General features: G+C 70.5%; 23 protein-coding genes, 1 rRNA gene and 1 pseudogene. 1 reads left to right on the top strand and 24 read right to left on the bottom strand.

What is annotated here, in order from left to right; all coding sequences use genetic code 11:
• Positions 1-172: 172 nt before the first annotated feature.
• Positions 173-1,399 carry an MFS transporter gene (locus EDF50_RS00740; RefSeq protein ID WP_123517436.1) on the bottom strand — a complete coding sequence of 409 codons (1,227 nt, stop codon included), beginning with the start codon at positions 1,397-1,399 and terminating at the stop codon, positions 173-175.
• Between the two features lie 54 nt (positions 1,400-1,453).
• On the opposite strand from EDF50_RS00740, the gene EDF50_RS00735 reads away from it, so the two are divergent.
• Positions 1,454-1,906, top strand: coding sequence for a helix-turn-helix domain-containing protein (locus EDF50_RS00735; RefSeq protein ID WP_123517435.1), 453 nt, complete (start codon positions 1,454-1,456; stop codon positions 1,904-1,906).
• Positions 1,907-2,062: 156 nt separating this feature from the next.
• Here the strand turns inward: EDF50_RS00735 and EDF50_RS00730 are convergent, their stop codons facing one another.
• The 23 genes and pseudogenes from EDF50_RS00730 to rrf all read right to left on the bottom strand — a co-directional run.
• Complete coding sequence (locus EDF50_RS00730; protein WP_123517433.1) at positions 2,063-3,541, bottom strand: MATE family efflux transporter; 1,479 nt, start codon at positions 3,539-3,541, stop codon at positions 2,063-2,065.
• Between the two features lie 380 nt (positions 3,542-3,921).
• The gene (locus EDF50_RS00725) at positions 3,922-4,365 is read right to left on the bottom strand and encodes a MarR family winged helix-turn-helix transcriptional regulator (RefSeq protein ID WP_123517431.1); all 444 of its coding nucleotides are present in this window, start codon (positions 4,363-4,365) and stop codon (positions 3,922-3,924) included.
• A gap of 127 nt (positions 4,366-4,492) precedes the next feature.
• Positions 4,493-5,068: a hypothetical protein gene (locus tag EDF50_RS00720; protein WP_233570237.1), complete on the bottom strand. Its 576-nt coding sequence runs from the start codon at positions 5,066-5,068 to the stop codon at positions 4,493-4,495.
• A 52-nt stretch (positions 5,069-5,120) separates the two neighbouring features.
• On the bottom strand, positions 5,121-5,549 hold the full coding sequence (locus EDF50_RS00715) for a hypothetical protein (protein WP_148076727.1): 429 nt from the start codon (positions 5,547-5,549) through the stop codon (positions 5,121-5,123).
• 100 nt (positions 5,550-5,649) lie between these two features.
• On the bottom strand, positions 5,650-7,449 hold the full coding sequence (locus tag EDF50_RS00710; protein WP_123517428.1) for a hypothetical protein: 1,800 nt from the start codon (positions 7,447-7,449) through the stop codon (positions 5,650-5,652).
• A complete protein-coding gene (locus EDF50_RS00705) occupies positions 7,446-7,754 on the bottom strand; it encodes a hypothetical protein (protein ID WP_148076726.1) in 309 nt (102 codons plus the stop codon). The genes EDF50_RS00710 and EDF50_RS00705 overlap by 4 nt, the downstream gene beginning before the upstream one ends.
• Before the next feature lie 165 nt (positions 7,755-7,919).
• On the bottom strand, positions 7,920-9,368 hold the full coding sequence (der, locus tag EDF50_RS00700; RefSeq protein WP_369813673.1) for a ribosome biogenesis GTPase Der: 1,449 nt from the start codon (positions 9,366-9,368) through the stop codon (positions 7,920-7,922).
• Positions 9,369-9,438: 70 nt separating this feature from the next.
• On the bottom strand, positions 9,439-10,254 hold the full coding sequence (cmk, locus tag EDF50_RS00695; protein ID WP_123517425.1) for a (d)CMP kinase: 816 nt from the start codon (positions 10,252-10,254) through the stop codon (positions 9,439-9,441).
• Positions 10,251-11,363: a prephenate dehydrogenase gene (locus tag EDF50_RS00690; RefSeq protein ID WP_123518343.1), complete on the bottom strand. Its 1,113-nt coding sequence runs from the start codon at positions 11,361-11,363 to the stop codon at positions 10,251-10,253. Before EDF50_RS00690 ends, cmk begins: the two co-directional genes overlap by 4 nt.
• A gap of 1,490 nt (positions 11,364-12,853) precedes the next feature.
• Positions 12,854-13,648: pseudogene (locus EDF50_RS16870) on the bottom strand (pseudouridine synthase); the annotation flags it as partial.
• Complete coding sequence (gene scpB / locus EDF50_RS00680; protein ID WP_123518342.1) at positions 13,638-14,207, bottom strand: SMC-Scp complex subunit ScpB; 570 nt, start codon at positions 14,205-14,207, stop codon at positions 13,638-13,640. The pseudogene EDF50_RS16870 and the gene scpB, both read right to left, overlap by 11 nt.
• A 49-nt stretch (positions 14,208-14,256) precedes the next feature.
• Entirely contained in the window at positions 14,257-15,096 is an 840-nt protein-coding gene (locus tag EDF50_RS00675) for a ScpA family protein (RefSeq protein WP_370453962.1), read from the bottom strand.
• 40 nt (positions 15,097-15,136) lie between these two features.
• Positions 15,137-16,036, bottom strand: a complete 900-nt coding sequence (locus tag EDF50_RS00670) for a ParA family protein (protein WP_123517423.1) — start codon at positions 16,034-16,036, stop codon at positions 15,137-15,139.
• A 117-nt stretch (positions 16,037-16,153) separates the two neighbouring features.
• On the bottom strand, positions 16,154-17,068 hold the full coding sequence (xerD, locus tag EDF50_RS00665; protein ID WP_123517421.1) for a site-specific tyrosine recombinase XerD: 915 nt from the start codon (positions 17,066-17,068) through the stop codon (positions 16,154-16,156).
• Positions 17,069-17,116: 48 nt separating this feature from the next.
• Positions 17,117-17,731: an NUDIX hydrolase gene (locus EDF50_RS00660; RefSeq protein WP_123517420.1), complete on the bottom strand. Its 615-nt coding sequence runs from the start codon at positions 17,729-17,731 to the stop codon at positions 17,117-17,119.
• Entirely contained in the window at positions 17,728-19,446 is a 1,719-nt protein-coding gene (locus EDF50_RS00655) for a CTP synthase (protein WP_123518340.1), read from the bottom strand. The genes EDF50_RS00660 and EDF50_RS00655 overlap by 4 nt, the downstream gene beginning before the upstream one ends.
• Positions 19,447-19,497: 51 nt before the next feature.
• Complete coding sequence (gene recN, locus EDF50_RS00650) at positions 19,498-21,219, bottom strand: DNA repair protein RecN (RefSeq protein ID WP_123517418.1); 1,722 nt, start codon at positions 21,217-21,219, stop codon at positions 19,498-19,500.
• A complete protein-coding gene (locus EDF50_RS00645; protein WP_233570309.1) occupies positions 21,216-22,199 on the bottom strand; it encodes an NAD kinase in 984 nt (327 codons plus the stop codon). The genes recN and EDF50_RS00645 overlap by 4 nt, the downstream gene beginning before the upstream one ends.
• A 5-nt stretch (positions 22,200-22,204) precedes the next feature.
• The gene (locus EDF50_RS00640) at positions 22,205-23,020 is read right to left on the bottom strand and encodes a TlyA family RNA methyltransferase (protein WP_123518339.1); all 816 of its coding nucleotides are present in this window, start codon (positions 23,018-23,020) and stop codon (positions 22,205-22,207) included.
• Complete coding sequence (locus EDF50_RS16370; protein WP_148076725.1) at positions 23,017-23,235, bottom strand: hypothetical protein; 219 nt, start codon at positions 23,233-23,235, stop codon at positions 23,017-23,019. The genes EDF50_RS00640 and EDF50_RS16370 overlap by 4 nt, the downstream gene beginning before the upstream one ends.
• A gap of 47 nt (positions 23,236-23,282) precedes the next feature.
• Entirely contained in the window at positions 23,283-24,287 is a 1,005-nt protein-coding gene (locus EDF50_RS00635) for an HAD-IIA family hydrolase (RefSeq protein ID WP_233570236.1), read from the bottom strand.
• On the bottom strand, positions 24,280-25,173 hold the full coding sequence (locus EDF50_RS00630; protein WP_199738519.1) for a hypothetical protein: 894 nt from the start codon (positions 25,171-25,173) through the stop codon (positions 24,280-24,282). The genes EDF50_RS00635 and EDF50_RS00630 overlap by 8 nt, the downstream gene beginning before the upstream one ends.
• 685 nt (positions 25,174-25,858) lie before the next feature.
• Positions 25,859-25,944, bottom strand: a 5S ribosomal RNA gene (gene rrf, locus EDF50_RS00620); the annotation flags it as partial.

Below are 25,944 nucleotides of genomic sequence, written 5' to 3'. Positions count from 1 at the left end.
ATCGTGGTCGGCCACGGCCGAGCACGGCGACGCGCCTCCGCTCGAGTCTCGCCGTCGCCGCCGATGCCTACCCGCCACGAAGTACACACGCCGCCACGACATCCGGTAGCGGCGTCTTTACTTCGTGGCGGGATGCGCGCCGGCCCCGACCCGCACCTCCGACCCACCGCCCCTACGCCGCGACCCGCCGGCGCCGCTCCCGCCCGCGCATCACGACCACGACCGCCACCATCGCCGCGACCGCCAGCCCCACGATGGCCGGGGCCCCGACGTCGACGGAGCTCTCGAGCCCTCCGCGGGTCGCCTGCGCGCCGAGCCACAGGGCCGTCGCTCCCTGCACCAGGTAGGCGACGAGGTACACGGCCGACAGCGTCCCGGCGCGATGGTGCTCCGGAGCGAACCGCGACACGATCCCCAGCCCCGACGCGAAGAACAGGCTGTAGCCGACCCCCGACAACACGCAGAACGCCAGGAACAGCCCCAACGACTGCTGCGCCGCGGCCAGCACCAGCGCCGTGAAGCCGAGCGCCGTCGCCACCGCCGCCACGACGACCGCGACGACCACGGGCACCCGCCGGGATGCGAGCGCCACGACCGCGATGACGACCATCGACAGGGCGATCACCGCGCCGGTCACGAACGCGTTGTCGGTGCCGATCAGCGTCACGCCGATCTCGGCACCGAGCGAGAGCACCACGGCCCCGAGAGCGTAGGAGGCGCTGACGCAGACGGCCGCGGCCCCCACCGCCCCGAGGAGCGCGCGCGGCACGCTCGGCCACCGTGGCCTCCAGCGCCCGGCCTTCTCGTCCCGGTCGCGCGGCAGCCGCCAGACGAGGACGAGCACGCCCACCTCGACGACGAGCAACACCCAGTACGTGAGGTGCAGCGGTTCGGGCGCGTACTGGACGAGGGCCCCACCGAGCAGTGTCGCGAAGACGAGGCCGACCGCGGTGGAGGCGGTGCTGATGGCTCCGGTGCGGGCCGAGTTGACGGGGCCGGCGATGTCGATCATCGCGGCGGTGGCGGGGCTGAGCGACAGCCCGACGCCGAGGCCCATGAACGCCCGGCCGACCAGCACCCACCCGACGTCCGGGGCGAGCGCGAACAGCAGGACGCCCACGATGGACGCGCCCACGCCGAGCAGGATGCTCGCCCGTCGGCCGATCGTGTCGCTCAGGCTGCCGAAGACGAGCAGCACGATCACGAGGACGAGCGGGTAGACGGCGAAGATCGCGGTCGTGACGAACGGCGTCAGCTGCCAGTCGCTGGCGTAGAGCGGATAGACCGGCGTCGCTGCGCCGCTCGTCCACAGGGCGAGGGCGAGAACGGAGGCGCAGGTCCAGAACGCGAGCCGGTTCGGCCCGTCGGGACGAACGGCGGCAGCGAGATCACGGGGCATGATCGCGACGCTAGCACCCTGGATACGAAAAGCCTACCGAGGTAGGGTGTCGACATGGCCTCCCGTGGACCCCTCGACCCGCGCTGCGGCATCGCCCGCAGCCTTGACCTGCTCGGCGAGCGCTGGGCTCTGCTCGTCGTTCGTGAGGCACTGCTCGGGCACACGCGGTTCTCGCAGTTCCGGGCGCGGCTCGGCCTGTCGCCCGACGTGTTGACCGCGCGGCTCGACTCACTGGTCGCCGCCGGCGTGCTCGAGCGGTCGACCTACCGCGAGGACGGCGCCCGCGAGCGCGTCGAGTACCTGCTCACCGACGCGGGCCGCGACCTCGCCCCCGTGCTGGCCGCTCTCGCCGTGTGGGGCGACGAGCACGATCCGCACCCCGACGGCGCCGCACGCCGGTTCAGCGTCGCCCGGTCGGGCGAACCCGTGCGGGTCGCGTTCGTCACGGGCGACGGGCACGTGGTCGAGCCCGCCGACGTCGAGATGGTGCCCCGCGTCGGCGACTGAGCCGCGCCTCCTCGGGGCTCGTGCGGCGCCCCGCGGCCCCGCCCGCCCTCGCGCCCCCGCACCCCCGCCCGACCTGGCGGTGAACCCCGTTTCGGACGATGAACCCCACTCCTGCGGGGTTCATCGTCCGAAACGGGGTTCATCACACCGCGAGCCTCAGGCTGCTGCCCCCTCCAGCACGGCCTCGGCCCGTTCCTCGCTCCCCTCTGCCAGCCCGCGCTCGATGGCCGCCCGCGACCCCAGGTACATCCCGAGCCCGACCACGAACACGAGCACCTCGGTCACGGTCAATGCCCACACGACTCCCCCGAGCCCGAACCAGGCGTCGCCCACGAGCACGATCGGCACGAACAACACGCCCTGCGCCATCGACAGCACGATGGCGGGCAGCGCCTTGCCGGTCGCCTGGAACACCGACGTGATCAGCCCGGTGAAGCCGTTGACGACGGTCGCCACGAGCTGCGCCGTCAGGATCGTGACGCCGATCGCGAGCACCGCCCCGTCGCCCGAGAAGGCGGAGAACACCTGATCGCGGAAGACGAACACCGTCGTCGAGAAGATCAGCACGATGCCGCCGACGGTCACGGCCGAGGCCCGGAGCGCCGAGCCGAAGCGGGCGCCGTCACCCTTGCCGAACGAGTAGGCGAGCAGAGGCAGGACGCCGATGGTGACGCCCATCACGAGGAACTCCGGCACCTGGGCGATGCGGACGGCGACGCCCATCGCCGCGAGTGCGCTGTCGCCGTAGGCGGCGGCGAGGTTGTTGAGCACGAGCGTCGTCACGGTGAGGAACGCCGACTGGATCAGCTCCCCCGACCCGACACCGAACACGGGCTTGAGCACCGACGGCGACAGGGTGAACCACCGCGGCGACAGGCTGACGTGCTCGCTGTGGCGGTGCAGCCAGGTGACGAAGTAGGCGATGGTGACGACGTTCGCGAGACCTGTGCCGAGGGCCGCACCGGCGACTCCCCCGTGCAGCACGAGGATGAACACGACGTCGAACACCACGTTCGCGACGGTCGACACGATCAGCCCGATCATCGCCTGGCGGGCGGCGCCTTCGGCCCGCACGATCTGCTCGAGGCAGAAGGCAGCCGCCAAGACGGGGACGAACGCGAACATGACCCCGACGTAGGCACTCGTGGCCGGCACGGCCGCGTGGTCCGCGCCGAGCAGCCCGACGACGGAGGGCAGCAGGACCAGTCCTGCGGCCCCGATGACCGCGCCCGTGACGACGGCGCCCCACAGCGCGAACGACGACACGTGCTTGATGCGAGAGGCCTCCCCCGGGTCGTGCTCGGCCGCCCCGAGGTGCCGCGAGATGAGCGCGCCTCCTCCGACCCCGAAGACGCCACCGACGGCCATGACGAGGCCGAGCAGCGGAGTGCCGAGCGTGATCGCCGCCAGCATCGACGTGTCGTGCTGCGAACCGATGAAGCCGGCGTTGATGACGTTGTAGACGGCGCCGACGATCATCGCGGCGGCCATCGGCACGCAGAGGTGCACCAGAGCGCGGACGATCGGCGCAGAGGACAGGTACCAACGGTTGCTGCCGACGACAGGGATTACCGACGGAGCAGGGGTGGTACCAGGTTCTGGCGTGTTCGCGGGGACGGGGGTGTTCTCGTTCATGAGGTGTCCTTCCGGGCAGGCTCGAGCGCGCGCCGACGAGAGCCGGCACGGCGAGTGGTGAGGTGGGTTCAGGAGGCGCGGGTCGGCCAGCCGAGACGGCGCGCGACACCGTCCTGCCGCCGCAGTCCGGCACCCGGCCCGAGGCAGGATCGGGCCGGGCCGCTTCCCCGCCAGGCGGTGGGCACGGCGCCAGGTTTTCTCCTGGTGCCGTGCCCACCTCCTGGTGTGGTGGCCGCTGGCCCGGGCACGGGTGCGGGCAAGCGAGCTCGATGAAGCGGAGGTGCTGGCGAGGTGGTTCGGGTGCGCGGTGGCTCAGGTGCCTGGCGGTGCGGGATCGGGGGCGGACCCGCTCGCACGCAGGGCGAGCCGACGACCGAGACCTAGCGGCTGGGGCGGGGCAGTGCGGTGGTGATCTTGGCGAGCAGGGCGTGGAGGGTGTCGCGTTCGGCCTGGTCGAGGGGGGCGAGGATGCTCTCGTCCGCCGCGATCATGGCGTCGTCGAATCCCGAGATGAGGTCGGCGGCCGCGGGCGTGGCGTAGACGCGTTTGCGCCGTTCGTCACCGTCCTGGGTGCGGCGGTCGACGAGGCCACGGCGTTCGAGCCCCTGCAGAAGGCTCGAGACGCTGGCGGCGCTCGTGCGGGTCATGGCGGCGATGTCACGTTGGATGGCACCGGGCGCCTTGACCAGGTATCCGAGGACGAAGGCCTGTTCCGGGCTGAGCTCACGACTCGTGACCCAGTCCTCGCCGGCCTTCCGCTGAGCCCAGCCGACCCAGCGCAACAGGCCGAGCGTGGTGGTCTCCGTGTATTCCTCGATCTCCATGGTCAGAAATCTAACTGTTTGACTTCCAACTGTCAAGTCTCAAACTTCTATTCGCGCCCGGGGGCCGCCCCGACGACGACTCGGGGCATGTCTTTCCGGCCTGGTCATGAGTGACTCGGGCGCGATGTCACCCCACCGCGTCTGCTGCGTCGCGCGTTTCCCGTTTGGCCGGCCGTGGGAAGGCCGCGCGCATGTGGTCGCTGGTGAGCAGGTCGCCGATGCCGATCATGAGTAGCGAGAAGACGATCTGTTCGACGACCATCCACCCGGGGTAGAGCCCGGGGATGGTGGCGACGATCAGCGTGACGATCGGGAAGATGCGGCTGAACAGGCGCAGTCGTGAGTAGGCCCAGTAGTACCCGAGCTGGGCGCGCCAGGCGAAGACGTAGAGCGATGCGGTGATGAAGAGGACGACGGTGGACCGGAACCAGACGGCCCAGGGCACGTGTTCGCCGCGGCTGGTGAGGACGGCGGCGATGAAGATGGCGGTGAGGCCGACGACGGTCTCGCCGAACAGCAACCACCGGATGCCCATGAAGCCGCGGACGGTCCGCGGGTGCTGCCGCATGTCTTCGTGGATGACGTAGCCGGAGTGCCGCCCGCCGGCGAGCCGGTCGAGCTGCAGCCGCTGCCACACCCGGTCGGCCGCGGCCGACAACCCCGCACCCGAGGAGGCGCGGTGCCACAGCCCGGCGCCCGTCACCTTCGCATTCCGTCCACTCGTCTCACGAACACCAATGGTGCCCTACTCCCCTTCAGAACTCACCACCATCCGCCTGCCCGGGCTGCAAGGTGAAACACCACGAACTCGACGACACCTGGACCTTCGAGCGCCCCGTCCAGACCTTGACCGAGTAACGAGTGCCGTCCTCGCTCATGATGATCAACCGCTCGCTCTCGCCATCGGGTGAAAATTGACGCTTGGTACTGAAAGCCTCGTCTTCAGCAAGCTCTGCCTCCAGCACCTCGAAGTAGCCCTGTTCATCCGGAACAGTCGAATACTCGACAGTGGTCGAGCCCGTCCATTGGAACTGCCCATCCGAACACGACATCAGCACACCGTTCGGCGGTTCAAGAATTCCTATTATCTGATCCGCGGGACCCATCGACGCGAAACGTCGCTGGACAGCCATGATGTCCCGTCTAAGGGCGGGCAGGTCGACTCGATTGGTCTCTTCGTCCACGTAAATCATCCTTCTCGCGTTGTCATTCGTCTCGCCCTCGCAGCCCGCGAGGCCGATGGATATAAGGACGAGGGCAGCCGCCACACACGCCCCTTGTCGCCTAATCACGAAGTTCCTCGTAGATCTCATCCGTGAGAGCATCTCGAACCGGCGCATTGTCGTCACTCGATTGAGCGACCAGCGCATGGTTGTCGTCCAGCTTCCAGACCGGGGTGTAACTGGCGCCGGTTTCTTCGAGCTCCACGTCGTGCGGGCTCACGTAGTACCCGCGCGAATCGAATTCGTCGGATCTGTTCGGGTTCCGCCCTCCCCAGACACCTCCTGTCGACTGCGCCTGCATCAGGAAATCCCAGTAGCTGTAGTCGGTGTAGGTCGTGCCCGCCCGCGGCTGCCATTCCGGCGGCATCCCCGCCCCCGCCAGAGAGATCACCTTGTTGTAAGTGGCCCCATGGACCTCGGCGGACGTGATGTTCGCCAGCCCCCAGCTGTGCCCGATGGCCACGTCGCGGTATCCCGGTTCCGACCTGATCGGATCGACCGCCAGCCCGAGCTGGAAGTCGTACAGCGCCTTGCTCGTCTTGCGCGCGAACTCGGGGTCGTTCGCTTGCGCGAAAGCCCCCACGAATTCGGCCGCGTTCTTGCTGCCTTCCGCGCCACCGGGAAAGACTCCGTCCTTGAAGACGAATGCCACAGACGTTCCATCTGGATCGTTTCCTTCCAGCCACTTGGCCATCTGCTGCAGACTTGCCTTCTTCCCATAGAACGAGTCCATGTTCGTCAGAGTCCCCGGTACGTAGGTCAGCACCGTCCTGGTCCGGTCGTTCCACTCGCCGATCATCTCGACGATGCGGCTCTTCGCCGGGTCGAAGAGGTACAGCTGGACCATCGGCGGCTGCGCGACAGCACGTTCGAGGTAGGCGCGCTCCCGCGCCAGAGCGGCGAGCAGCTCGGCGTCGCCCGCCAGCCTCCGTCGCCTGATCGGCCCCACCAGTCCGTCGATCTCGGCGATCCGCCGCTTCGCGGTGAACACATTCGCCGCGACCCGCACCGAGGGGGGCAGACCGTCGAGCGCCCCGATGATCGCGGGCGCGCCTCGCACCAACGCGAGCTGTAGCGCCGTCAGCTCGTCAGCGTTCCGTGCCCCCTGCCGCCCGAGCTCGTCCCACCAGGCCCGCACCCGCTCGGGGTCGGCGAGAAAGGCCTTGTTCGTCAGCTCGGGGTGTTGCTCGAGGAGGAGCATCAGCTCGGTTGCCGAGAGCCCCGCCAGCAAGGCCAACAGCTGCTCGGCCGAGGCCGTCGAGACGGCGGCCGCGGTCACCTGCGGGAGCGCCCCCATCGCCTCGGCACTCTGCAGCGCGGCAATGCACCGGCGGTCGATCGCCGCACGCTCTTCGACCAGTTCGGACCACAGGCTCGCGACGACCTCGAGCTCTCGCTGCTCGTCGTCGATGCGCCGCTGCAGAGCCGACCGTTCACCCGAGCGGTACTCGGCCTCGACGACGATGCCGATCAGGTCGTCACGCGCCGCGTCCTGCGCCTCGAGCATGATCGCCTTCAGGGTGGCCCCGGTCGAGAGCAGGGTCTTCTCGGCCATCGCACGCCGCGCCTCCAGCGTCTGCTTCGCCCCTTGGATGAACGACAACTGTGTCGCGTACGCCTCGAGGGCCTCTGCATGACGTTCGAGGCCCCGAGCGACGGCGGTGACCTCGGAGGACACATCGGTGATCGACGCCACGAACTGCTCACCCGACCGGCCCCGCCAGCACTCAGTGCCCCAGCTCGCCGCCTCGGCCAACCGGGAGGCGGCCACCTCGAGATCGTCGGCCTCGGTCCGCCTAGCCTTCGCGAGCTGCTGGACGCCCTCCACCGAACCCACGCCCGGGTCGCCGTCGACGATCACTTCGCCCCCACCCCGGCCAGGTCGTCCACCGGCACGCCGGCGGCGAGCCGAGACTCGACCTGCTCGAACTCACGTACGAACGTCGTCGGGAAGTCCCCGACCGCCTGGATCGCTTCGACGGCCAGCCCGGCCCGCCGCACCAGCTGCCCGGTGACCTCGTCGAGCGCGCCCGCCACGCCCGGTGAGCCGACGTCGGCCTCGGACCCGGCCATCAGCGTCGTCGACACCTCGGCCGCCACCGCCGCCGACGACACCCGCCAGGCCACCGATGTCAGCGTCCGTTCATCCACCGTCAGATCTGCCACGCACCCACGCCCTCCGTCATGCGACATTCACATATCGCGTTCGATGAGAGCCACCCTAGCAATGCAGAACGCCCGGTGTGGAAACGATCCACAACCGGGCGTTCGGTCCACAGGCGAACCTGCGAGCGGTGCCGACCCGTCGACGGACGGGCACGGGGAGGCGTACTACGGGCGTTTGCGCTTCTCGCGCACGCGCATGTTGACGGTGATCGGTGTGCCCTCGAAACCGAAGATCTCGCGCAGACGACGCGTGATGAAGCGGCGGTACTGCGGGTCGAGGAATCCGGTCGTGAAGAGCACGAAGGTCGGCGGGCGGTTCGCGGCCTGGGTGCCGAACAGGATGCGCGGCTGCTTGCCCGACCGGAGGGGGTGCGGGTGCTCGGCGACGAGCTCGGCCAGCAGGGCGTTGAACTTGCCGGTCGGGATGCGGGTGTCCCACGACTCGAGGGCGAGCTCGAGGGCGGGCACGAGCTTCTCGAGGTGACGACCCGTGCGGGCAGAGATGTTGACCCGCGGCGCCCACGACACGTGGTCGAGGTCTTGCTCGATCTCGCGCTCGAGGTAGCGACGACGGTCGTCGTCCAGCAGGTCCCACTTGTTGAACGCGAGGACGAGAGCGCGCCCCGACTCGAGCACCAGGTCGATGATGCGGAGGTCCTGCGTCGAGATCTGCTCGGTGACGTCGATCACGACGACGGCGACCTCGGCCTTCTCGAGCGCCGCCGAGGTGCGCAGCGACGCGTAGAAGTCGGCGCCCTGCTGCAGGTGGACGCGCTTGCGGATGCCGGCGGTGTCGACGAAGGTCCACACGCGTCCGGCGATCTCGACCTGCTCGTCGACGGGGTCGCGGGTCGTGCCGGCCAACTCGTTGACGACGACGCGCTCTTCGCCCGCGGCCTTGTTGAGCAGCGAGCTCTTGCCGACGTTCGGCCGGCCGAGGATCGCGACGCGACGGGGGCCGCCGATCTCTTGCTTGGCCACGGTCGAGACCGCGGGCAGCTTGGTCATGCAGAGGTCGAGCAGGTCGGCGACGTTGCGACCGTGCAGTGCCGACGCGGGGAACGGCTCGCCCAGCCCCAGCGACCACAGCGACGCGGCCTCGAGGTCTTTGCGGGCGTCGTCGCTCTTGTTCGCGACGAGGATGACCGGCTTGTGCGAGGCGCGCAGCATGCGCACGACGGCCTCGTCGGTGGCGGTCGCCCCGACGTTCACGTCGACCACGAACAGCACGGCGTCCGCCAGGTCGACCGCGATCTCGGCCTGCATGGCCACCGAGCGGTCGATGCCGATCGCGTCGGGCTCCCACCCGCCGGTGTCGACGAGGGTGAAGCGGCGTCCACCCCACTCGGCCTTGTACGAGACGCGGTCGCGCGTGACGCCGGGCTTGTCCTCGACGACGGCCTCGCGCCTCCCGAGGATGCGGTTGACCATGGCGCTCTTGCCGACGTTCGGTCGACCGACGATGGCCAGCACCGGCAGGGCCGGGGCGTAGGTCAACGCGTCAGGGTCCCACTCGGCGCCCTCGAGGACGTCGATGTCGCCCTCGTCGAGGTCGTAGTCGGTCAGGCCGGCTCGCAGGGCCCTGGCCCGCTGGTCGGCGTCCTCGTCGGGCATCGTCTGGATGCGGTCGACCATCTGCTCGTCGAGCTCGGGGTACTTGTCGTCGTCTGCCATGGGGGCTTCCTTAAGAAATGGGGGTGCTCGCTCGCACGAGCTCGACCACGGCCTGCACGGTCTGGTCGAAGTCGAGTTGGGTGGAGTCGACGGTGGAGACGCCGGGTGCGGCGGTCATGAAGTCGACGACCTTGCTGTCGAGCCGGTCGCGGGTCGAGAGCTGCCGAGCTGTCTCTTCGGCACTCTGCCCGGTCACCTCGGCCGAACGCCTGGCCATTCTAGCGGCTTCGCTCGCGGTCAACAGGATTCTGACCTGGGCATCCGGTGCGACGACGGTCGTGATGTCGCGCCCTTCGGTGACGATGCCCGGCTTGTCGGTCGACGCGATGATGCGTCGGAACAGGTCGACCATGAACCGGCGGACCTCGGGCACCTTGGCCACGTGGCTGACGGCGGTCGTCACGCGCGGCGTCCGGATCTCGTCGGTCACGTCGCGACCACCCACGGTCACCGAGGAGGCGCGGGCCGGGTCGATCCCGATCGCGTAGTGGAACGTCGGCAAGGCCGCGATGATCGCCTCCGCGTCCTCGAGGTCGACTCCGCCGTCCAGAGTGTGCAGCGCGAAGGCCCGGTAGGCCGCCCCGGTGTCTTGGTAGTCGAAGCCGAGCGAGGCCGCGGAGGCGCGGCTGACGCTGGACTTGCCGCTCCCGGCCGGTCCGTCGACGGCCACCACGACGTGGCGGTGCACGGCGTCGGCCGTCTCGGCGCGCAACTCCTCGACGTGGGCCTCGCCGGCGGGACCGCCGACGCCGTGCTCTCCCGGTGAACGCTCGGGGTCGACGTCGGCCGACCCGAGGGAGCCGGTCACGTCCGGGCCGGCGCTCATGCGAACGCCCCTGCGACGGTCCAGCCCCGGGCGGCGAGCTCGGTCACGAGTCGGTCTTCTTGTTCGGGCACGATCGATACCTCCGCGAGTCCTACCTGCGCGCCCGGCGAATGCTCGAGCCGCAGGTCTTCCAGGTTGACGCCGATCTCACCGATCTCGGTGAGCAGGCGGGCCAGCTGCCCCGGGGTGTCGTCGACCATGACGATCACCGAGCTGAACTGGGTCTGTTGCCCGTGCTTTCCGGGCAGGCGGGCCACACCGGTGTTGCCCGCGCCGATGCTCTCGGCGACGGTGCGACGACTGCCCGGGGCGTCGGGGGCCTCGAGGGCGTCGACGACCAGGTCGAGGTCGGCGCGGAGCTCGCGCAGGACGGCGACCACCCGCGAGGCGTTTGCCCCGAGGATCTGCGTCCAGAGCACCGGGTCGCTGCTCGCGATGCGCGTCACGTCTCGGACGCCCTGACCGGCGAGACCGAGCGAGGCGTCCGGAGCGTCGCGCAACCTCGTCGCCATCAGCGAGGCGATGACCTGCGGCACGTGGCTGACGAGGGCGACGCCGGTGTCGTGCTCTTCCGGCGTCATCTCGATCGGGGTCGCCCCGAGGTCGAGTGCGAGGTCTTCGACGGCTGCGGCCCGTCGGTACGTGATGTCGTCGTGCCCGGCGATGACCCAGGGGCGGCCGACGAAGAGGTCGGCACGGGCCGAGACGGCTCCCCCGCGTTCGCGGCCGGCCATCGGGTGTGAGCCGATGTACCGCGACACGTCGGCTCCGCGGGCCCGCAGCTCTGCGAGCGGAGCCACCTTGACCGACGCCACGTCGGTCACGAGGGCCGCGGGCCAGGCGTCGAGCTCGCGGGCGACGATGTCGCTGGTGACGTCGGGCGGTACGGCGACGACGACGAGCACGGGGTCGTCGTCGTCGGCCGGTGGCCGCCCGGCGCCGTAGTCCATGGCGAGGCTGCGGGCAGCCGGCGAGACGTCGTCGAGGATGACGTCGACGCCGTGCTGACGCAGGCGCAGACCGATGCTGGCACCGAGCAGACCCGAACCGACGATGCGCACCTGGCCCGCGAGCCGGCGGCTGCCGGCGGCCAACGCGTCGGACGTCAGCGCGTCGGACGTCAGCGCGTCGGACGTCAGCGCGTCGATCGTCGACGTGTCGGCGGTCGAGGCGTCAGGGGTGGTCGAGTCGACGGACGAGGAGGCGCGGTGCGCGTCGGTCACGACCGCCCGCCCCCTCGGGGACCACGTCCCCCGGCGTCGGGTCGGCCACGGTAGGGACGGTCGCCACCACGGTCGTCACGCCCGCCACGGTCGTCACGCCCACCACGGTCGTCACGCGGGCCACGGGCGGGTCCGCCGCGCGAACCGCCGCGGTCGTCACGCTGCTCGCGGCCTTGGTAGCCACCGCCGCGCGAGCCGTCGCGTCCTGTGCGATCGTCGCGACCCTGGTAGCCGGCACCGCGCGAGCCACCCCGTTCGTCACGGCCTTGGTAGCCGCCGCGCGAGTCGCCACGGTCTCCACGGTCGTCGCGCTGCTCTCGGCCCTGATAGCCGCCACGCGACGCACCACGGTCGTCACGGCCCTGGTACCCGCCACGCGAACCACCGCGGTCATCGCGCGAGTCGCGCCCGCCCTGGTAGCCGCCGCCATCGGAACGGCGGTCGTCACGACCACCTCGTTCGTCCTCGCCACGCTCGGCCGCGCTGCGGTCGACCCACCCGCGGTTGGTGGCCTTGCCGCCGGCACGGATGCCCGAGGGACGTCCCGTGCGCGGGTCGCGGTTGACGTCGCGGTTGGGGTAACCCGCCGCTCGCTCTTCGCCCGGGGTCAACGGACGGTCGCCGCCGCCCCGCGGTGCGCGGTCGTCGCGCGAGACGAACCCGCCGCGCGAGCCACGGTCGTCGCGCGACACGAAGCCGCCGCGATCGTCGCGACCACGCCCGTCGTCGTTGCGCCCCTGGTAGCCGGCACGCGAACCGCCCCGGTCGTCACGACCCTGGTAGCCGCCACGCGAACCGCCGCGGTCGTCTCGGCCCTGGTAGCCGGGACGCGAACCGCCCCGGTCGTCACGACCCTGGTAGCCGCCACGGGCCGGACGCTCGTCGCGTCCCCGGCCGTCGTCGTTCCGGCCCTGGTAGCCGCCACGCGACCCACCCCGGTCGTCGTCGTTGCGCCCCTGGTAGCCACCGCGAGCCGGACGCTCGTCGCTCCCGTGGTAGCCCGTGCGAGCCGGGCGCCCCTCGCGCCCACGGCCGTCGTCGTTGTTGCCCTGGTACCCGCGCACCGGGCGCTCGTCGCCGGAGCGTCCGTCGTGCCGGTTGCCCTGGTACCCGCCCCGGGTCGGACGCTCGTCGCGTTGCCCGCGCCGCGCCTCCTGCTCTCGGCGCACCTGCGCACGGCGCGAGGTCGACTCGGCCTGGTCGCGGGCGGCGGCGCGGCGCCGTTCGGCCCGGGCGTCGGTCGCGGGGTCGTACTCGTCGTCGTCCTCGTCGTAGTAGTCCTTCTCGACCTCGTCGTCGGCGAGGGCCAGCTCGACCACGTCGGCCTCGTCGACGGGGGCGTCGGGGCTCTCGGTGATCGGGGCGGCGTCGACCGTCGAGTCCGACGTGGCGTCGCGCGAGATGGTGAGGATCGCCCCGAGCTCGACCTTGGTCAGCGACCGCATGTGGCCGACCTTGAGCGTACCGAGGTGCAGCGGGCCGAACGAGCGGCGCACGAGGTCGATGACCGGGTGGCCGACGGCTTCGAGCATGCGACGGACGATGCGGTTGCGACCCGAATGCAGCGTGATCTCGATCAGCGACGAGTCGGACGAACGCGACAGACCCGCGCCCCCGGCGACCAGCGTCGCCTTGTCGGCCGCGATCGGGCCGTCGTCGAGCTCGACGCCGGTCATGAGCTCGTTGAGCACCGCGGGCGTGACGACGCCCTTGACCTTGGCGATGTACGTCTTGGTGACGCCGAACGACGGGTGCGCGAGCACGTGCGCGAGCTCGCCGTCGTTGGTCAGCACCAACAGACCGCTCGTCTCGACGTCGAGGCGACCGACGTTGAAGAGGCGCTCTTCGTACTGCTCGGTGAACTGACGCAGGTCGGGACGACCGTTCTCGTCGCTCAGGGTGCTGACGATGCCCACCGGCTTGTTCAGCATGACGTAGCGACGCGTGGCGTCGAGCTGCACGGCGCTGCCGTCGACGACGATCTTGTCCTTCGTCGGGTCGATGCGACGGCCGGGCTCGGTGACCACCTTGCCGTTGACCGTGACGCGACCGGCGGCGATCATGTCTTCGCTCACGCGGCGCGAGGCGACTCCGGCCGCCGCCATGACCTTCTGCAGGCGCTCGCCCGAGGCCAGCTCGGAGTCGTCGGAGGAGAACTGACTACGCGACATCGTCGAAACCCCCCTGGCCGTCCGAGAGCAGGGGCGAGATGAGCGGAAGCTCATCGAGCGAGTTGATGCCGAGATGGGTCAAGAGGAGGCCTGTCGTTTCGTAGTTGATGGCGCCTGTCTCGGGATCGGTGGACGACTCCGTGATCAGGCCGCGACCCAGCAGCGTACGGACGACCGAGTCGACGTTGACCGCCCGGATCTGGGCGATGCTGCTGCGGGTGATGGGTTGCTTGTAGGCGATGACCGCCAGCGTCTCGAGAGCCGCTGAGGACAGTTTCGTCGGGTTCTGCGTCAGCACGAAATCGCGCACGACCGGATCGTGCTCGTCCCGCACGTAGAATCGCCAGCCCCCGCCGACTTCACGCAGCTCGAAACCGCGCCGGACGGTGCCGTCGACACCGTCGAAATCGGCCACGAGCGTCGTGATCGCCTGCCACACGACGGCGACCGGTGCGCCGACGGCGGTGGCCAGGTCGACGAGCGGCTGCGGCTCGTCGGCGACCATCAGCAGCGCCTCGAGACGGCGTGCGACGGCGACGGGGTCGGCCGACGACGGCATGCCGATCTCGCTCTCGATTTCTCGGGCGGACGAGGAGGCGCGGGTCGTGTCAGCCCTCATAGTCGGCCCCCAGCGCCGCCAGGTTCTCTTCGGTCCAGGTCTCGGCCACCCAGCGGACGCTGAGCTCACCGAGCGGCTCGACCTGCTCGAACGAGATGGACGCGTGACGGTACAGCTCGAGCAGAGCGAGGAAGCGCGCCACGACGACACCCTTCTCGTCGATGCCGGCGACGAGCTCTCGGAAGGTCAGGACCGCCCCGCGACGCAGCATCGACACGACGACGGCCGCTTGCTCGCGGATGCTGACCAGGGGCGCGTGCAGGTGCTCGAGGCCGACCGTGGGGATCTCGCGCGGTGTCAGCGCCAGGGTGGCGAGGGCGGCGAAGTCGTCGGGCGACAGCGTCCAGACGAGCTCGGGCGTCGTGACCCGGTACTTCTGCTCGAGCCGCACCGAGCGGGCGTGCCGCGCTGCCTCGGCCGCACCGTGCTGCGCGAACCATTCGGCGGCCTGCTTGAAGGCCCGGTACTGCAGCAGCCGGGCGAAGAGCAGGTCGCGGGCCTCGAGCAGCGCGACGTCCTCGGCGTCGACGAGCTCGCCCTGCGGCAGCAACCCCGCGACCTTGAGGTCGAGCAACGTGGCCGCGACGACGATGAACTCACTGGCCTGGTCGAGGTTCTCCGCCGTGTCGATGCGGCGGAGGAACGATAGGAACTCGTCGGTCACGGCACTGAGCGCGACCTCGGTGATGTCCATCTCGCGCTTGGAGATCAAGGAGAGCAACAGGTCGAACGGCCCGCTGAAGTTCTCGAGCCGCACCTCGAAGCCGGGCGACACCTCGGGCGCCTCGGCGTCGCCACCACGCCCGACACCCGGCCCGAGCCCGCGCACCGCGACATCGTCGGCGACGGTGACCGTGGCGGTCGCCGTCTCAGGCCGCGGCACCACGCGCGATCAGCTCTCGGGCCAGCTGGCGGTAGGCCTGTGCCGCCGGGTGCTCGGGGGCGAACTTGGTGATCGGGGTGCCGGCGACGGAGGCGTCGGGGAACTTGACGGTGCGGCCGATGACGGTCTCGAGCACCTGGTCGTCGAACGCCTCGACGACGCGCTCGAGCACCTCGCGGCTGTGCAGGGTGCGCGAGTCGAACATCGTGGGCAGGATGCCGTCGAGCGTGATCGCCGGGTTCAACCGGTCACGCACCTTCTCGATGGTCTCGACGAGCAGGGCGACGCCGCGCAGTGCGAAGAACTCGCACTCGAGCGGGATCAGCACGCCGTGCGCGGCGGTCAGGGCGTTGACGGTCAGCAGGCCCAGCGAGGGCTGGCAGTCGATGAGGACGACGTCGTACTCGTCGCTGACCTGCCGCAGGATGCGCGCCAGGATCTGCTCGCGCGCGACCTCGTTGACGAGGTGGACCTCGGCGGCGGAGAGGTCGATGTTGGCCGGCATGACGTCGAGGTTCTCGACGCGGGTGGGCACGATGACGTCGTGGGCGTCTTTGACGGCGCCGATCATCAGGTCGTAGATCGTGGCCTGGTCGTGCGACTGCACGCCGAGACCGGCCGTCAGGGCACCCTGCGGGTCGAAGTCGATGGCCAGCACGCGGCGACCGTACTCGGCGAACGCGGCGCCGAGGTTGATCGTCGTCGTGGTCTTGCCGACGCCGCCCTTCTGGTTGCAGAGGGTGATGATGCGGGCCGGGCCGTGGCTCGGCAGGGGCGCGGGAGTCGGGAACTCGGTGCGCGGGCGCCCGGTGGGGCCGTTCGCGGGGACGGTCGCCGGAGCGCTCTCGAAGAGGGCGGGGGTGCTCGAGGTCGGCTTGGTGCTCACGGGTACGAGAGTACCGGCGACCCCCGACGCCGACGGGCTGCCGCGCCCGGCCCGTCACCAGGAAGCCTCATGCCTTGCTTGAGGGTTTTGCCTGGTCAGCGCCGGGTCGGTGTGCGATCACGACGTCCAGCGCGCTCGCGGGTGCGCGGTCGAGTAGACGTCCCGCAACGCGTCCGCCGTCACCAACGTGTAGATCTGCGTCGTCGCCACGGACGAGTGCCCGAGAAGCTCTTGCACGACCCGGACGTCGGCCCCGCCCTCGAGCAGGTGCGTCGCGAACGAGTGCCGCAGCGTGTGCGGCGACACCTCGACGCCGAGCTGTGCGCGTTCGGCCGCCGCCTGGATGATGAGCCATGCGTTCTGGCGCGACACCCTGGCGCCGCGCGTGCCGAGGAACAGGGCCGGCGTCGGCTCTCCCCGCGGCGAGAACACCGGACGGGCCCGCACGAGGTACGCGTCGAGTGCGCGGCGGGCGTAGCTGCCGAGCGGCACGATGCGTTGCTTGTTCCCCTTGCCGAACAAGCGCACGACGTCGCCCTCGATCACGTCGTCGACGTTCAGCGACACGGCCTCGCTCACCCGGGCGCCCGTCGCGTAGAGCAGCTCGAGCAACGCCTTGTCGCGCAAGCGGGTCGGTTCGTCGCCGTCGGTCGCGGCGAGCAACGCCTCGACCTGGGCCACCGAGATGGCCTTGGGCAGGCGACTCGGCAGCTTGGGCGGCCGGGTGGTGCCGGCCACGTCCACCGCGACCAGCCCCTCCTCGAGCGCGAAGCGGTGGAACCCGCGCACCGACGACAGCACCCGGGCCACCGAGGAAGCGCCAAGCGGCTTCTCGACGCGGGTCGCGAGCGCCGCCGGGAACGTCGCCACGTCGGCGGGCACGACCTCGTCGAGGGTCCGCCGTCCGGCCTCCGCCAGGTGTGCCCGCCACAGGACGAGGTCGCGGCGGTACGCCGCGGTCGTGTTCGGGCTGAGGCCACGTTCGACCGACACGTGTCTCAGGTAGCGGTCCAGCGCCTCCTCGATCGTCACGACGTCAGGCTACGACCAGGACGCCACCCCACTGGGCGGGCGCGCGTCTCAGCGGGACGCGACCGCGGCGAGAGCCGCGATGCTGAGGATCGAGTTGTGCAGGCGGCCGGCCAGGACGCCCTCGACGATCTCGTCGAGCGAGACCCAGCGCTTCTCGATGTCGGCTTCTTCGTCGCTGCGCTCGAACGCGCCCGCCGTGGCGCTGACACCGGTGGCGCGGTAGACCGTGACCATCTCGTCGTTGCCACCGGGCGTGGTGTGGAACGAGACGAGCTCGTCCCAGGTCGTCGCCTGCAGGTCGGCCTCTTCGGCGAGCTCGCGCTTCGCGGCGTCGAGCTCGCTCTCGCCCTCGGCGTCGAGCAGGCCCGCGGGGAGCTCCCAGTCGCGGCTGCGGATCGGGTGCCGGTACTGCTTGATGACGAGCACCCGCTGCTCGTCGTCGACGGCCAGCACGGCCACGGCCCCGGTGTGCGCGACGTACTCGCGCACCATCGGCGAACCGTTGTAGTCGACGGTGTCGCGCTTGACGTTCCAGACCGCGCCTTCGAAGACCACTTCGGACTTCGTGACCGTCGGCGACGCCGGCTCGTCGGCGAGCGGGCCGCTGCCGGCAGCTGCGCCCGCCCCGGCGTCCGTCGCGCTCGCGCCTGCGGCGTCGGTCACGCGACGACCTCGGCGCCGTCGGCCTCGTCGGCCTCGTCGGCGAACAGCTTGCTCGCGTCGTGACGCTCGAGGGACGCGGCGACGAGTCCGGCGAAGAGTGGGTGAGCGTCGTTCGGACGCGACCGCAGCTCGGGGTGGGCCTGCGTGCCGATGTAGAACGGGTGCACCGCACGGTCGAGCTCGACGTACTCGACGAGCGTGCCGTCGGGCGAGGTGCCCGAGAAGCGCAGGCCCGCGTCGGCGATCTGCTGACGGTACTGGTTCGAGACCTCGTAGCGGTGGCGGTGACGCTCGGACACCAGCTCGGAGCCGTACAGGTCGGCGGCGAGCGAGCCCGGAGTGAGGGCGGCCGGGTAGAGGCCGAGGCGCATCGTGCCACCCAGGTCGCCGTCGGCGATGATGTCGACCTGCTCGGCCATCGTCGCGACGACCGCGTACTCGGTGTCGGGGTCGAACTCGGACGAGGAGGCGCCGGTCAGGCCGGCCTCGTTGCGCGCGTACTCGATGACCATGCACTGCAGCCCCAGGCAGAGGCCGAGCGCCGGCAGGCCGTTCTCGCGGGCGTAGCGGAGGGCGCCGAGCTTGCCCTCGATGCCGCGGATGCCGAAGCCGCCGGGCACGCAGATGCCGTCGACTCCGCGCAGCGCCTTCGCGGCACCTTCGGGGGTCTCGCAGTCGTCGGACGGGATCCAGGTCAGGGACACCTTGGTCTGGTGCGCGAATCCGCCTGCCTTGAGCGCCTCGGTGACCGAGAGGTACGCGTCGGGCAGGTCGATGTACTTGCCGACCAGGCCGATCGTGACCTCGTGCTTGGGCTCGTGCACGGCGGTCAGCACGGGCTGCCACCCCGACCAGTCGACCTCGCCGGCCTTCTCGCCGAGACCGAGGTGGTCGATGATGTAGGCGTCGAGCCCCTGGTCGTTCAGCATCGCCGGGATGTCGTAGATGCTGGCGACGTCCTTCGCGTTGACGACGGCGTCCTCGTCGACGTCGCACATCAGGGCGATCTTCTTCTTGTTGCTCTCGCTGACCGGTCGGTCGCTGCGCAGCACGAGCGCGTCGGGCTGGATGCCGATCGAGCGCAGGGCGGCGACGCTGTGCTGCGTCGGCTTGGTCTTCTGCTCGCCCGAGGCGCCCATGTAGGGCACGAGCGACACGTGGACGAAGAACACGTTCTTGCGACCGAGCTCGTGGCGCACCTGCCGAGCGGCCTCGATGAACGGCTGGCTCTCGATGTCGCCGACCGTGCCGCCGACCTCGGTGATGATGACGTCGGGCTTCGGGTCGTCGTCGGCCTGCTGGCGCATGCGCCGCTTGATCTCGTCGGTGATGTGCGGGATGACCTGCACGGTGTCGCCGAGGTACTCGCCGCGACGCTCTTTGGCGATGACGGTCGAGTAGATCTGACCGGTCGTGACGTTCGCCGACTGACCGAGGTCGATGTCGAGGAACCGCTCGTAGTGCCCGATGTCGAGGTCGGTCTCGGCACCGTCGTCGGTGACGAAGACCTCGCCGTGCTGGAACGGGTTCATCGTGCCCGGATCGACGTTCAGGTACGGATCGAGCTTCTGCATGACGACCCGCAGCCCGCGAGCCGTGAGCAGATTGCCCAGACTGGCGGCCGTCAGGCCTTTTCCGAGGGAGGAGACGACGCCTCCGGTGACGAAGATGTGCTTCGTCGTGCTGGCATCTGGACCCGAGTTCTCAACGTTCACCACGGGATTCCATCCTATGTCACACTGAGCCGTCGCGACAGACCACGCCTGTTACGAACGTGTGTCGGCCGTGGCCGGTCGGCGAGCCGACGAGGCGAGCTCGAGCAGCTCGCGCGCGTGTTCGAGACCGCTCGAGCTGTCGGGCAGCCCCGAGAGCAGACGGGCCATCTCGGCGACGCGCTCGTCGCCCTCGAGCTGGTGGACGCTGCTCGCCGTGACCTCGCCCGAGGCGTCCTTCACGACGCGCAGATGGTTGGTGGCGAAGGCCGCGACCTGGGCGAGGTGCGTCACGACGATGACCTGGGCTCGTTCGGCGAGCGCCGCGAGTCGACGACCGATCTCGATCGCGGCCGATCCGCCGACGCCGGCGTCGACCTCGTCGAACACGAACGTGGGCACGTCGCTCGACCCGGCCATGACGACCTCGAGCGCCAGCATGACCCGGGACAGCTCGCCGCCGGACGCTCCCTTGCCGAGCGGCCGGGGTTCGCTGCCGGGATGCGGCCGCAGCAGCAGCGACACGACGTCGCCGCCGCTCGTCCCGAGTTCGTCGCGGGGCGTGACCTCGACGACGACCTCGGCGCCGGTCATGGCCAGGGCGCTCAACTCGGCGCTGACCCGCGTCGAGAGGTCGGCCCCGGAGGCGCGGCGCAGCTCGCCGAGGACGCCTGCCCGCCGCTCGGCCTCGGCCCGCAGCTCGGCCACCTCGTCGTCGAGGTGCGCGAGCCGGTCGTCGTCTCCGTCGAGCTCGACCAGGCGCCGGCTGCCGTCGTCGAGCAGCCGGATGACGTCGTCGAGGGTGGGGCCGTGCTTGCGGACGAGCCCGGCCAGGTCGGCCCGACGGGTCTGCACCGACTCGAGCTCGACGGCGACGTCGGCGTCGAGGGTGCCGAGATAGCTCGACAGGCGAGAGGCGGACTCGCCGACCTGCACGCTGACCTCGGCCAGCAGATCGGCGATCGGCTCGAGCGCGGGGTCGTGCGGCGCGACGCGTTCGATCTGCCGGCGCGCCTCTTCGACGAGGGACACGACGTCGCGCGTGCCGTCGACCGCGTCGGTCGAGAGCACCTCGTGGGCGAGACCGGCGGCCAGCCGGAGGTCTTCGGCGTTGCTCAGTCGCTCGGCCGTGGCGTCGAGTTCGTCGAGTTCGCCCGCCACGGGAGCGAGGCCCTCGATCTCGTCGATCGCCGCCCGCAGGGTCGCGGCCTCGTCGCGCCGGGCATCACGGTCGCGGGTGATCTCGTCCAGTTCGGCACGGGCGGCCAGCCAGGCGTCGTAGGCGCCGCGGTAGTGCGTGGCGGCCTCGGCCAGGGCGGCCCCGCCGTGCGCGTCGACGGCGGCGCGCTGGGCCGCGGCCGACTTGAGTCGGATCTGCTCGGACTGGCCGTGCACCACCACGAGATGGTCGGCGAGGTCGCCGAGCACACCGATGGGAGCCGTGCGACCCCCGACGACCGCGCGGCTGCGTCCCTCGGCCGAGACGACACGGCTGAGGAAGAGCTCACCGTCGTCGACGTCGCCGCCCGCGTCACGGACGCGCTCGACGATGGCCCCCTCGACCGGGACCAACCAGCGACCGTCGACCACGGCCTGGGGGCTGCCCGACCGGACGACACCGCTCTCGGCACGCTGGCCGAGCAGCAGTCCGAGCGCCGAGACGACCATGGTCTTGCCCGCGCCGGTCTCACCCGTGACCGCCGTGAAACCGGGGCCGAGCGGCAGCGTGGCACGACCGATCACGCCGAGGTCGCGGATCGAGATCTCTTCGATCATCGCTCTCCCTCGGGTGCCTCGACGGCCGTTGACGACGGGGTCGTCGACTCGGCGAGGACGTCCTCGACATGTGCGGGACCGCGCCAGCCGGTGACGGGCAGCTGGAACTTGGCCACGAGACGATCGGTGAACGGGCCCGTCCGCAGGCGGGCGAGCCGCACCGGCTGGTCGGAGCGGCTGCACTCGACCCGAGCCCCCGGGGGGAGGTCGTGCTCGCGGCGACCGTCGCACCACAGGATGCCGCGCGCGTCCGTGCGGCTCAGCACCTCGACGGCGAGCACCGAGTCGGGCCCGACGACGAGCGGGCGGGCGAAGAGGGCGTGGGCGCTGAGCGGCACGAGCAGGAGGGCCTGCACGGCGGGCCACACGACAGGACCGCCGGCCGAGAACGAGTAGGCCGTCGAGCCGGTCGGCGTCGACATGACGACGCCGTCACAGCCGAACGACGACAGCGGTCGACCGTCGACCTCGATGACGACCTCGAGCATGCGTTCGCGCGAGGCCTTCTCGACCGTCGCCTCGTTCATGGCCCAGGTCTCGTAGACGACCTCGTCACCGTTGGTGACCTTGACGTCGAGCGCGAAACGCTCTTCGACCTCGTAGTCGGCCGCGAGCACGCGGGCGACGGTGTCGGCCATCTCGTCGCGTTCGCTCTCGGCCAGGAACCCCACGTGACCGAGGTTGACGCCGACGATGGGTGCCCGGGTGCCGCGGATCAGTTCGGCGGCGCGCAGGATCGTGCCGTCACCGCCGAGCACGATGACGCACTCGAGGTCGTCGCAGGCCACGCCGTCGAACAGGATCTCGACGTCGTCGATGGCGGCCGTGGGCTGTGCCCGACGGATGTCGTCCCACTCGTCGCGGGGCAGCACCGGCACCACGCCGGCATCGCCCAGCAGCCCGCAGACCTCGAGGGCGGCGTCGATCGAGTCGGGGCGCCCCGTGTGCGAGACGACCAGGATGTGTCGTGTCGAAGAGATGTCGTTCACCCTCTCGTCAAGCTGTCGGCCGTGCTGAGCCATTCTGTCGGATTCGACCCTGCGGAGGCCGAGAAGTGCACACAGTACTCACGGTTGCCCGAACCGCCGACGATCGGGGACGAGATGAGCCCGGCCGTGCCGAGCCCCAGGTCGTGGGCAGCCCACAGCACGCCGGTGACGGCCTCGTTCCGCAACACGGGGTCGAGCACGAGCCCCTCACGGACGCCTTGTCGGCCCACCTCGAACTGCGGCTTGATCAGCAGCACGAAGTCGTTGTCCACACCTACGCTCGCCACGAGGGCAGGCAACACCATGGTCAGCGAGATGAACGACACGTCGGCGACGACGAGCGAGACCGAGGAGGCGCGGGTCGTCAACTCGGCGAACCGCTCGGCCGTCAGGTACCTCGCGTTCTCGCCCTCGACGATCGTGACCCGAGGGTCGAAGCGCACGGGGTTGGCCAACTGACCGTGGCCGACGTCGAGGGCGACGACGTGGTCGGCCCCCCGCTCGAGGAGGACCTGCGTGAATCCTCCCGTGGACGCGCCGACGTCGAGGGCCGTGCGACCCGTCGGGTCGACCGCGAAGGCGTCGAGCGCGCCCAGGAGCTTGTGAGCCGCTCGACTGACGTAGTGGTCGAGCCCGGCGACGGCGACGTCGTCCGTCTCGGCCACCCGAGCGGAGGCCTTGACGACCCCGACGCCGTTGACCGTGACCAGGCCGTCGGACAACAACCGGGCGGCGTGCGTCCGCGACCGGGCGAGCCCTCGGCGGGCCAGGACAGAGTCGAGGCGCTCGCCCGCGGCCTCGGCGGTCGTCATCGGCCGGCCTGTCCGCCGTCGCCTGCCGTGCCCTCGAGCACCGCACGGAGTTCGTCGTGGATCTCGCCGAACGCCTCGGCCCGCGAGGCCAACGGCAAGGACTCGATCTCGTCCAACCCCGCGGCGAACGGGGGCCGCGCCTCCTGAGGGTCGTCCGGACCGACGACGTCGAGGTCGGTGTCGCCGCGGTGGTCGGCGTCGGGATGGTCGCTCATGGTGCCGTCCAGACTAGCCGCCACCCCTGACGGTCGAGACGAGGCCGTCAGCCGTCGGCGTGCAGCTTCGGATCGACGTCGAGCCCGTAGATCGCCTTGTTGGTGCCCCACACGGCCTTCGCGCCGGCTCGGAGCAGATCGACGGGGTCGTTCCCGTCCGACAGCACGCGCACGACGTGTCCGCGGACCGCGACGCTGGCCTCGCGGACGGTGACGACGTGCACGTCCTCCTCGTCGTGTTCGACGGTCTCGGGATACGGCTGGTCGAGCTCCCGGAGGTCACCGACGATGAAGTCCGGTCGGGACTTCGCGTCCGCGGCGAGGACCTGCTTCGCGCCGTCGATGCCGGTCAGCACCAGGATCGACACGAGCCCGGCGGCGTTCGCGCCGACGATGTCGGTGTCGAGCCGGTCGCCGATGAAGGCGGCCTTCGTCGCTCCGAATCGCTCGACGGCGGCCGTGAAGATCGGGGTCTCGGGTTTGCCGGCGGTCACGGGCAGTCGCCCGACCGCCGTGTGCACGGCCGAGACCAGGGTGCCGTTTCCGGGCGCGACGCCACGTTCCTGCGGGATCGTCCAGTCCGTGTTCGTGGCGATCCACGGGATGCCCGTGTGCAAGGCGAAGGACGCCTCGGCGAGCTGCGCCCACCCGACGTCGGGGCTGAAGCCCTGGACCACCGCGGCAGGCGCGTCGTCGGCCGAACGGGTCACGACGAATCCCTCGGCCTCGAGCACCGACGTCAACCCCTCGCCGCCGACGACCAGGACGGTCGAGCCCGCCGGGACAGCGTCGACGAGGAGGCGCACCGCGGCCTGCGGGGACGTCACCACGTCGTCCGCCGCCGCCTCGAGACCGTAGCCGGCCAGCTGACCGGCCACGGTCTCGGCCGTCCGGGACGCGTTGTTCGTGATGTACCCGACACGACGGGTACGGGCGACGTCCGTCAAGCTCTCGACCGCGTGGTCGATCGCGTGACGGCCCCGGTACACGACGCCGTCGAGATCGGCGAGGACGGTGTCGACGCCGTCCAGCGGCGTACGGGCGTCAGGCACGCTGGTCGTCGACGTCGTCCGTGCCCGGCGGGGTCGTCTCGGGATCGGCAGTCTCATCGTCGTGGCTGTCCTCGTCGTCGTGCTCTCGGTCGGCGGCGTCCCCGTGGTCGGCCAGGTCGTCGGCCCCGGCGTGCGGAACCGTGTCGTCGGACTCGACCGGCCGCGCGTCCGGCTCGATGGTCTCGTCGAGGTCGACAGGGCGCTCATCGACGAAGTCGATGTCCTCCTCGACGATCTCGACGGTCTCCCCGTCGGCGCCACCGTTCTCCAGGGCCGCGAGGGCGTCCTCGGCCCGGTCGGCGAGTTCGAGCCACTTCTCCCCCTCGTCGGGGCGGCCGAGATCCTCGAGGACCGTCCCGTAGGCCGCGAAGAGAGCCGGGCTGTAGCTGAACGCCTTCGTCCGGTCGAGCTGGGGGATCTCGAGCTCGCCGAGCGCGGCCTGGGGCTGTCCGAGGTCGAGACGCGCACCCGACATGGCGATCGCCAACGAGACGCGCACTGGCACGTCGAGGGTCGACACGTCGACGGACCGCCCGAGCTCGAGCGCCCGCTCGGGGCGACCGAGGCCACGTTCGCTGTCGACCATCAGGGGCAGTTGGTCGTCACGGCCCGAGATACGGCGATAGGTCCGAAGTTCGCGCAGCGTGAGGGCGTAGTCCCCCACCTGGTAGGCGGTGATGGCGATCGTCTCGCGCACGACCGAGATGCGGCCGGCACGACGGCCGGCAGACAGTGCGTGCTTGTGGGCCTCTTCAGGGTCCTCGTCGATCAGTCGACCGGCCATGACGAGGTGCTTGGCGACCCAGTCCGCGTTCTCTTTGCTGAGCGTCTTCAACTCGCCGCGGGCGACCTTGTCGAGATCACGAGGCTCGACGTCGTCGGGCACGTGCGCGACCTCCTGAGCCGGACGAACCGACTTGATGCCGAACGGATCACGGTCTTCAGGAGTCTCGCGAGGCTTCCATGCATCACGACGATCACCACGTCCGGTCGATCCGGCTCGCGGCCCTGCCCCACGACGATCGTCGCCACCCGGGCGACCAGCACGCTGAGGACGGTCACCGTACGAGGGCCGCTCCCCGCGCTGCGGACGGTCACCGTACGATGGACGGTCCCCCCGCTGCGGACGGTCACCTGATGACGGTCGATCCCCACGGTTCGGACGATCGCTCGACGGTCGACCGCCAGCAGGACGCCCCGGAGAAGGTCGCCCGTCAGCTGGCCGGTCGCTGCGGGGCGGACGCCCACCAGCAGGACGATCCCCCGAACCACGATTGCGATCCCCGAACGACGGACGGCCGCTGCCGCCCCCGCGGTTCGAGCCTCCGCTGCCAGAGCCCGAGGAGGGGCGGCGCGGGCCGTCCTTACGGTCGTCGTCGTCGCGATCAGTCACCGAAGTGCTCCTCTGTTGTTCTCTGCCAGCTGTCGAGTTGTGAAGGCACGACTCTACCAAAGTGGCAACCGGCGCAGGAGGCGCGGTTCGGCCACTCGAGAATCGTCCCGTAACGCAGAAAAGCCGCCCCAACTGGGGCGGCTCTTCTGGTGTTGCACGTGCTCTCGCACTAAAAGGAGTCCGGCGGTGTCCTACTCTCCCACAAGGTCCCCCTTGCAGTACCATCGGCGCTGAGAGTCTTAGCTTCCGGGTTCGGAATGTGAC

Source organism: Frigoribacterium sp. PhB24, from assembly GCF_003755185.1.
Taxonomy (GTDB): Bacteria; Actinomycetota; Actinomycetes; order Actinomycetales; family Microbacteriaceae; genus Frigoribacterium.
Note: the sequence above shows the minus strand (reverse complement) of the source record. Positions and strands in the feature narration are given on the sequence as shown.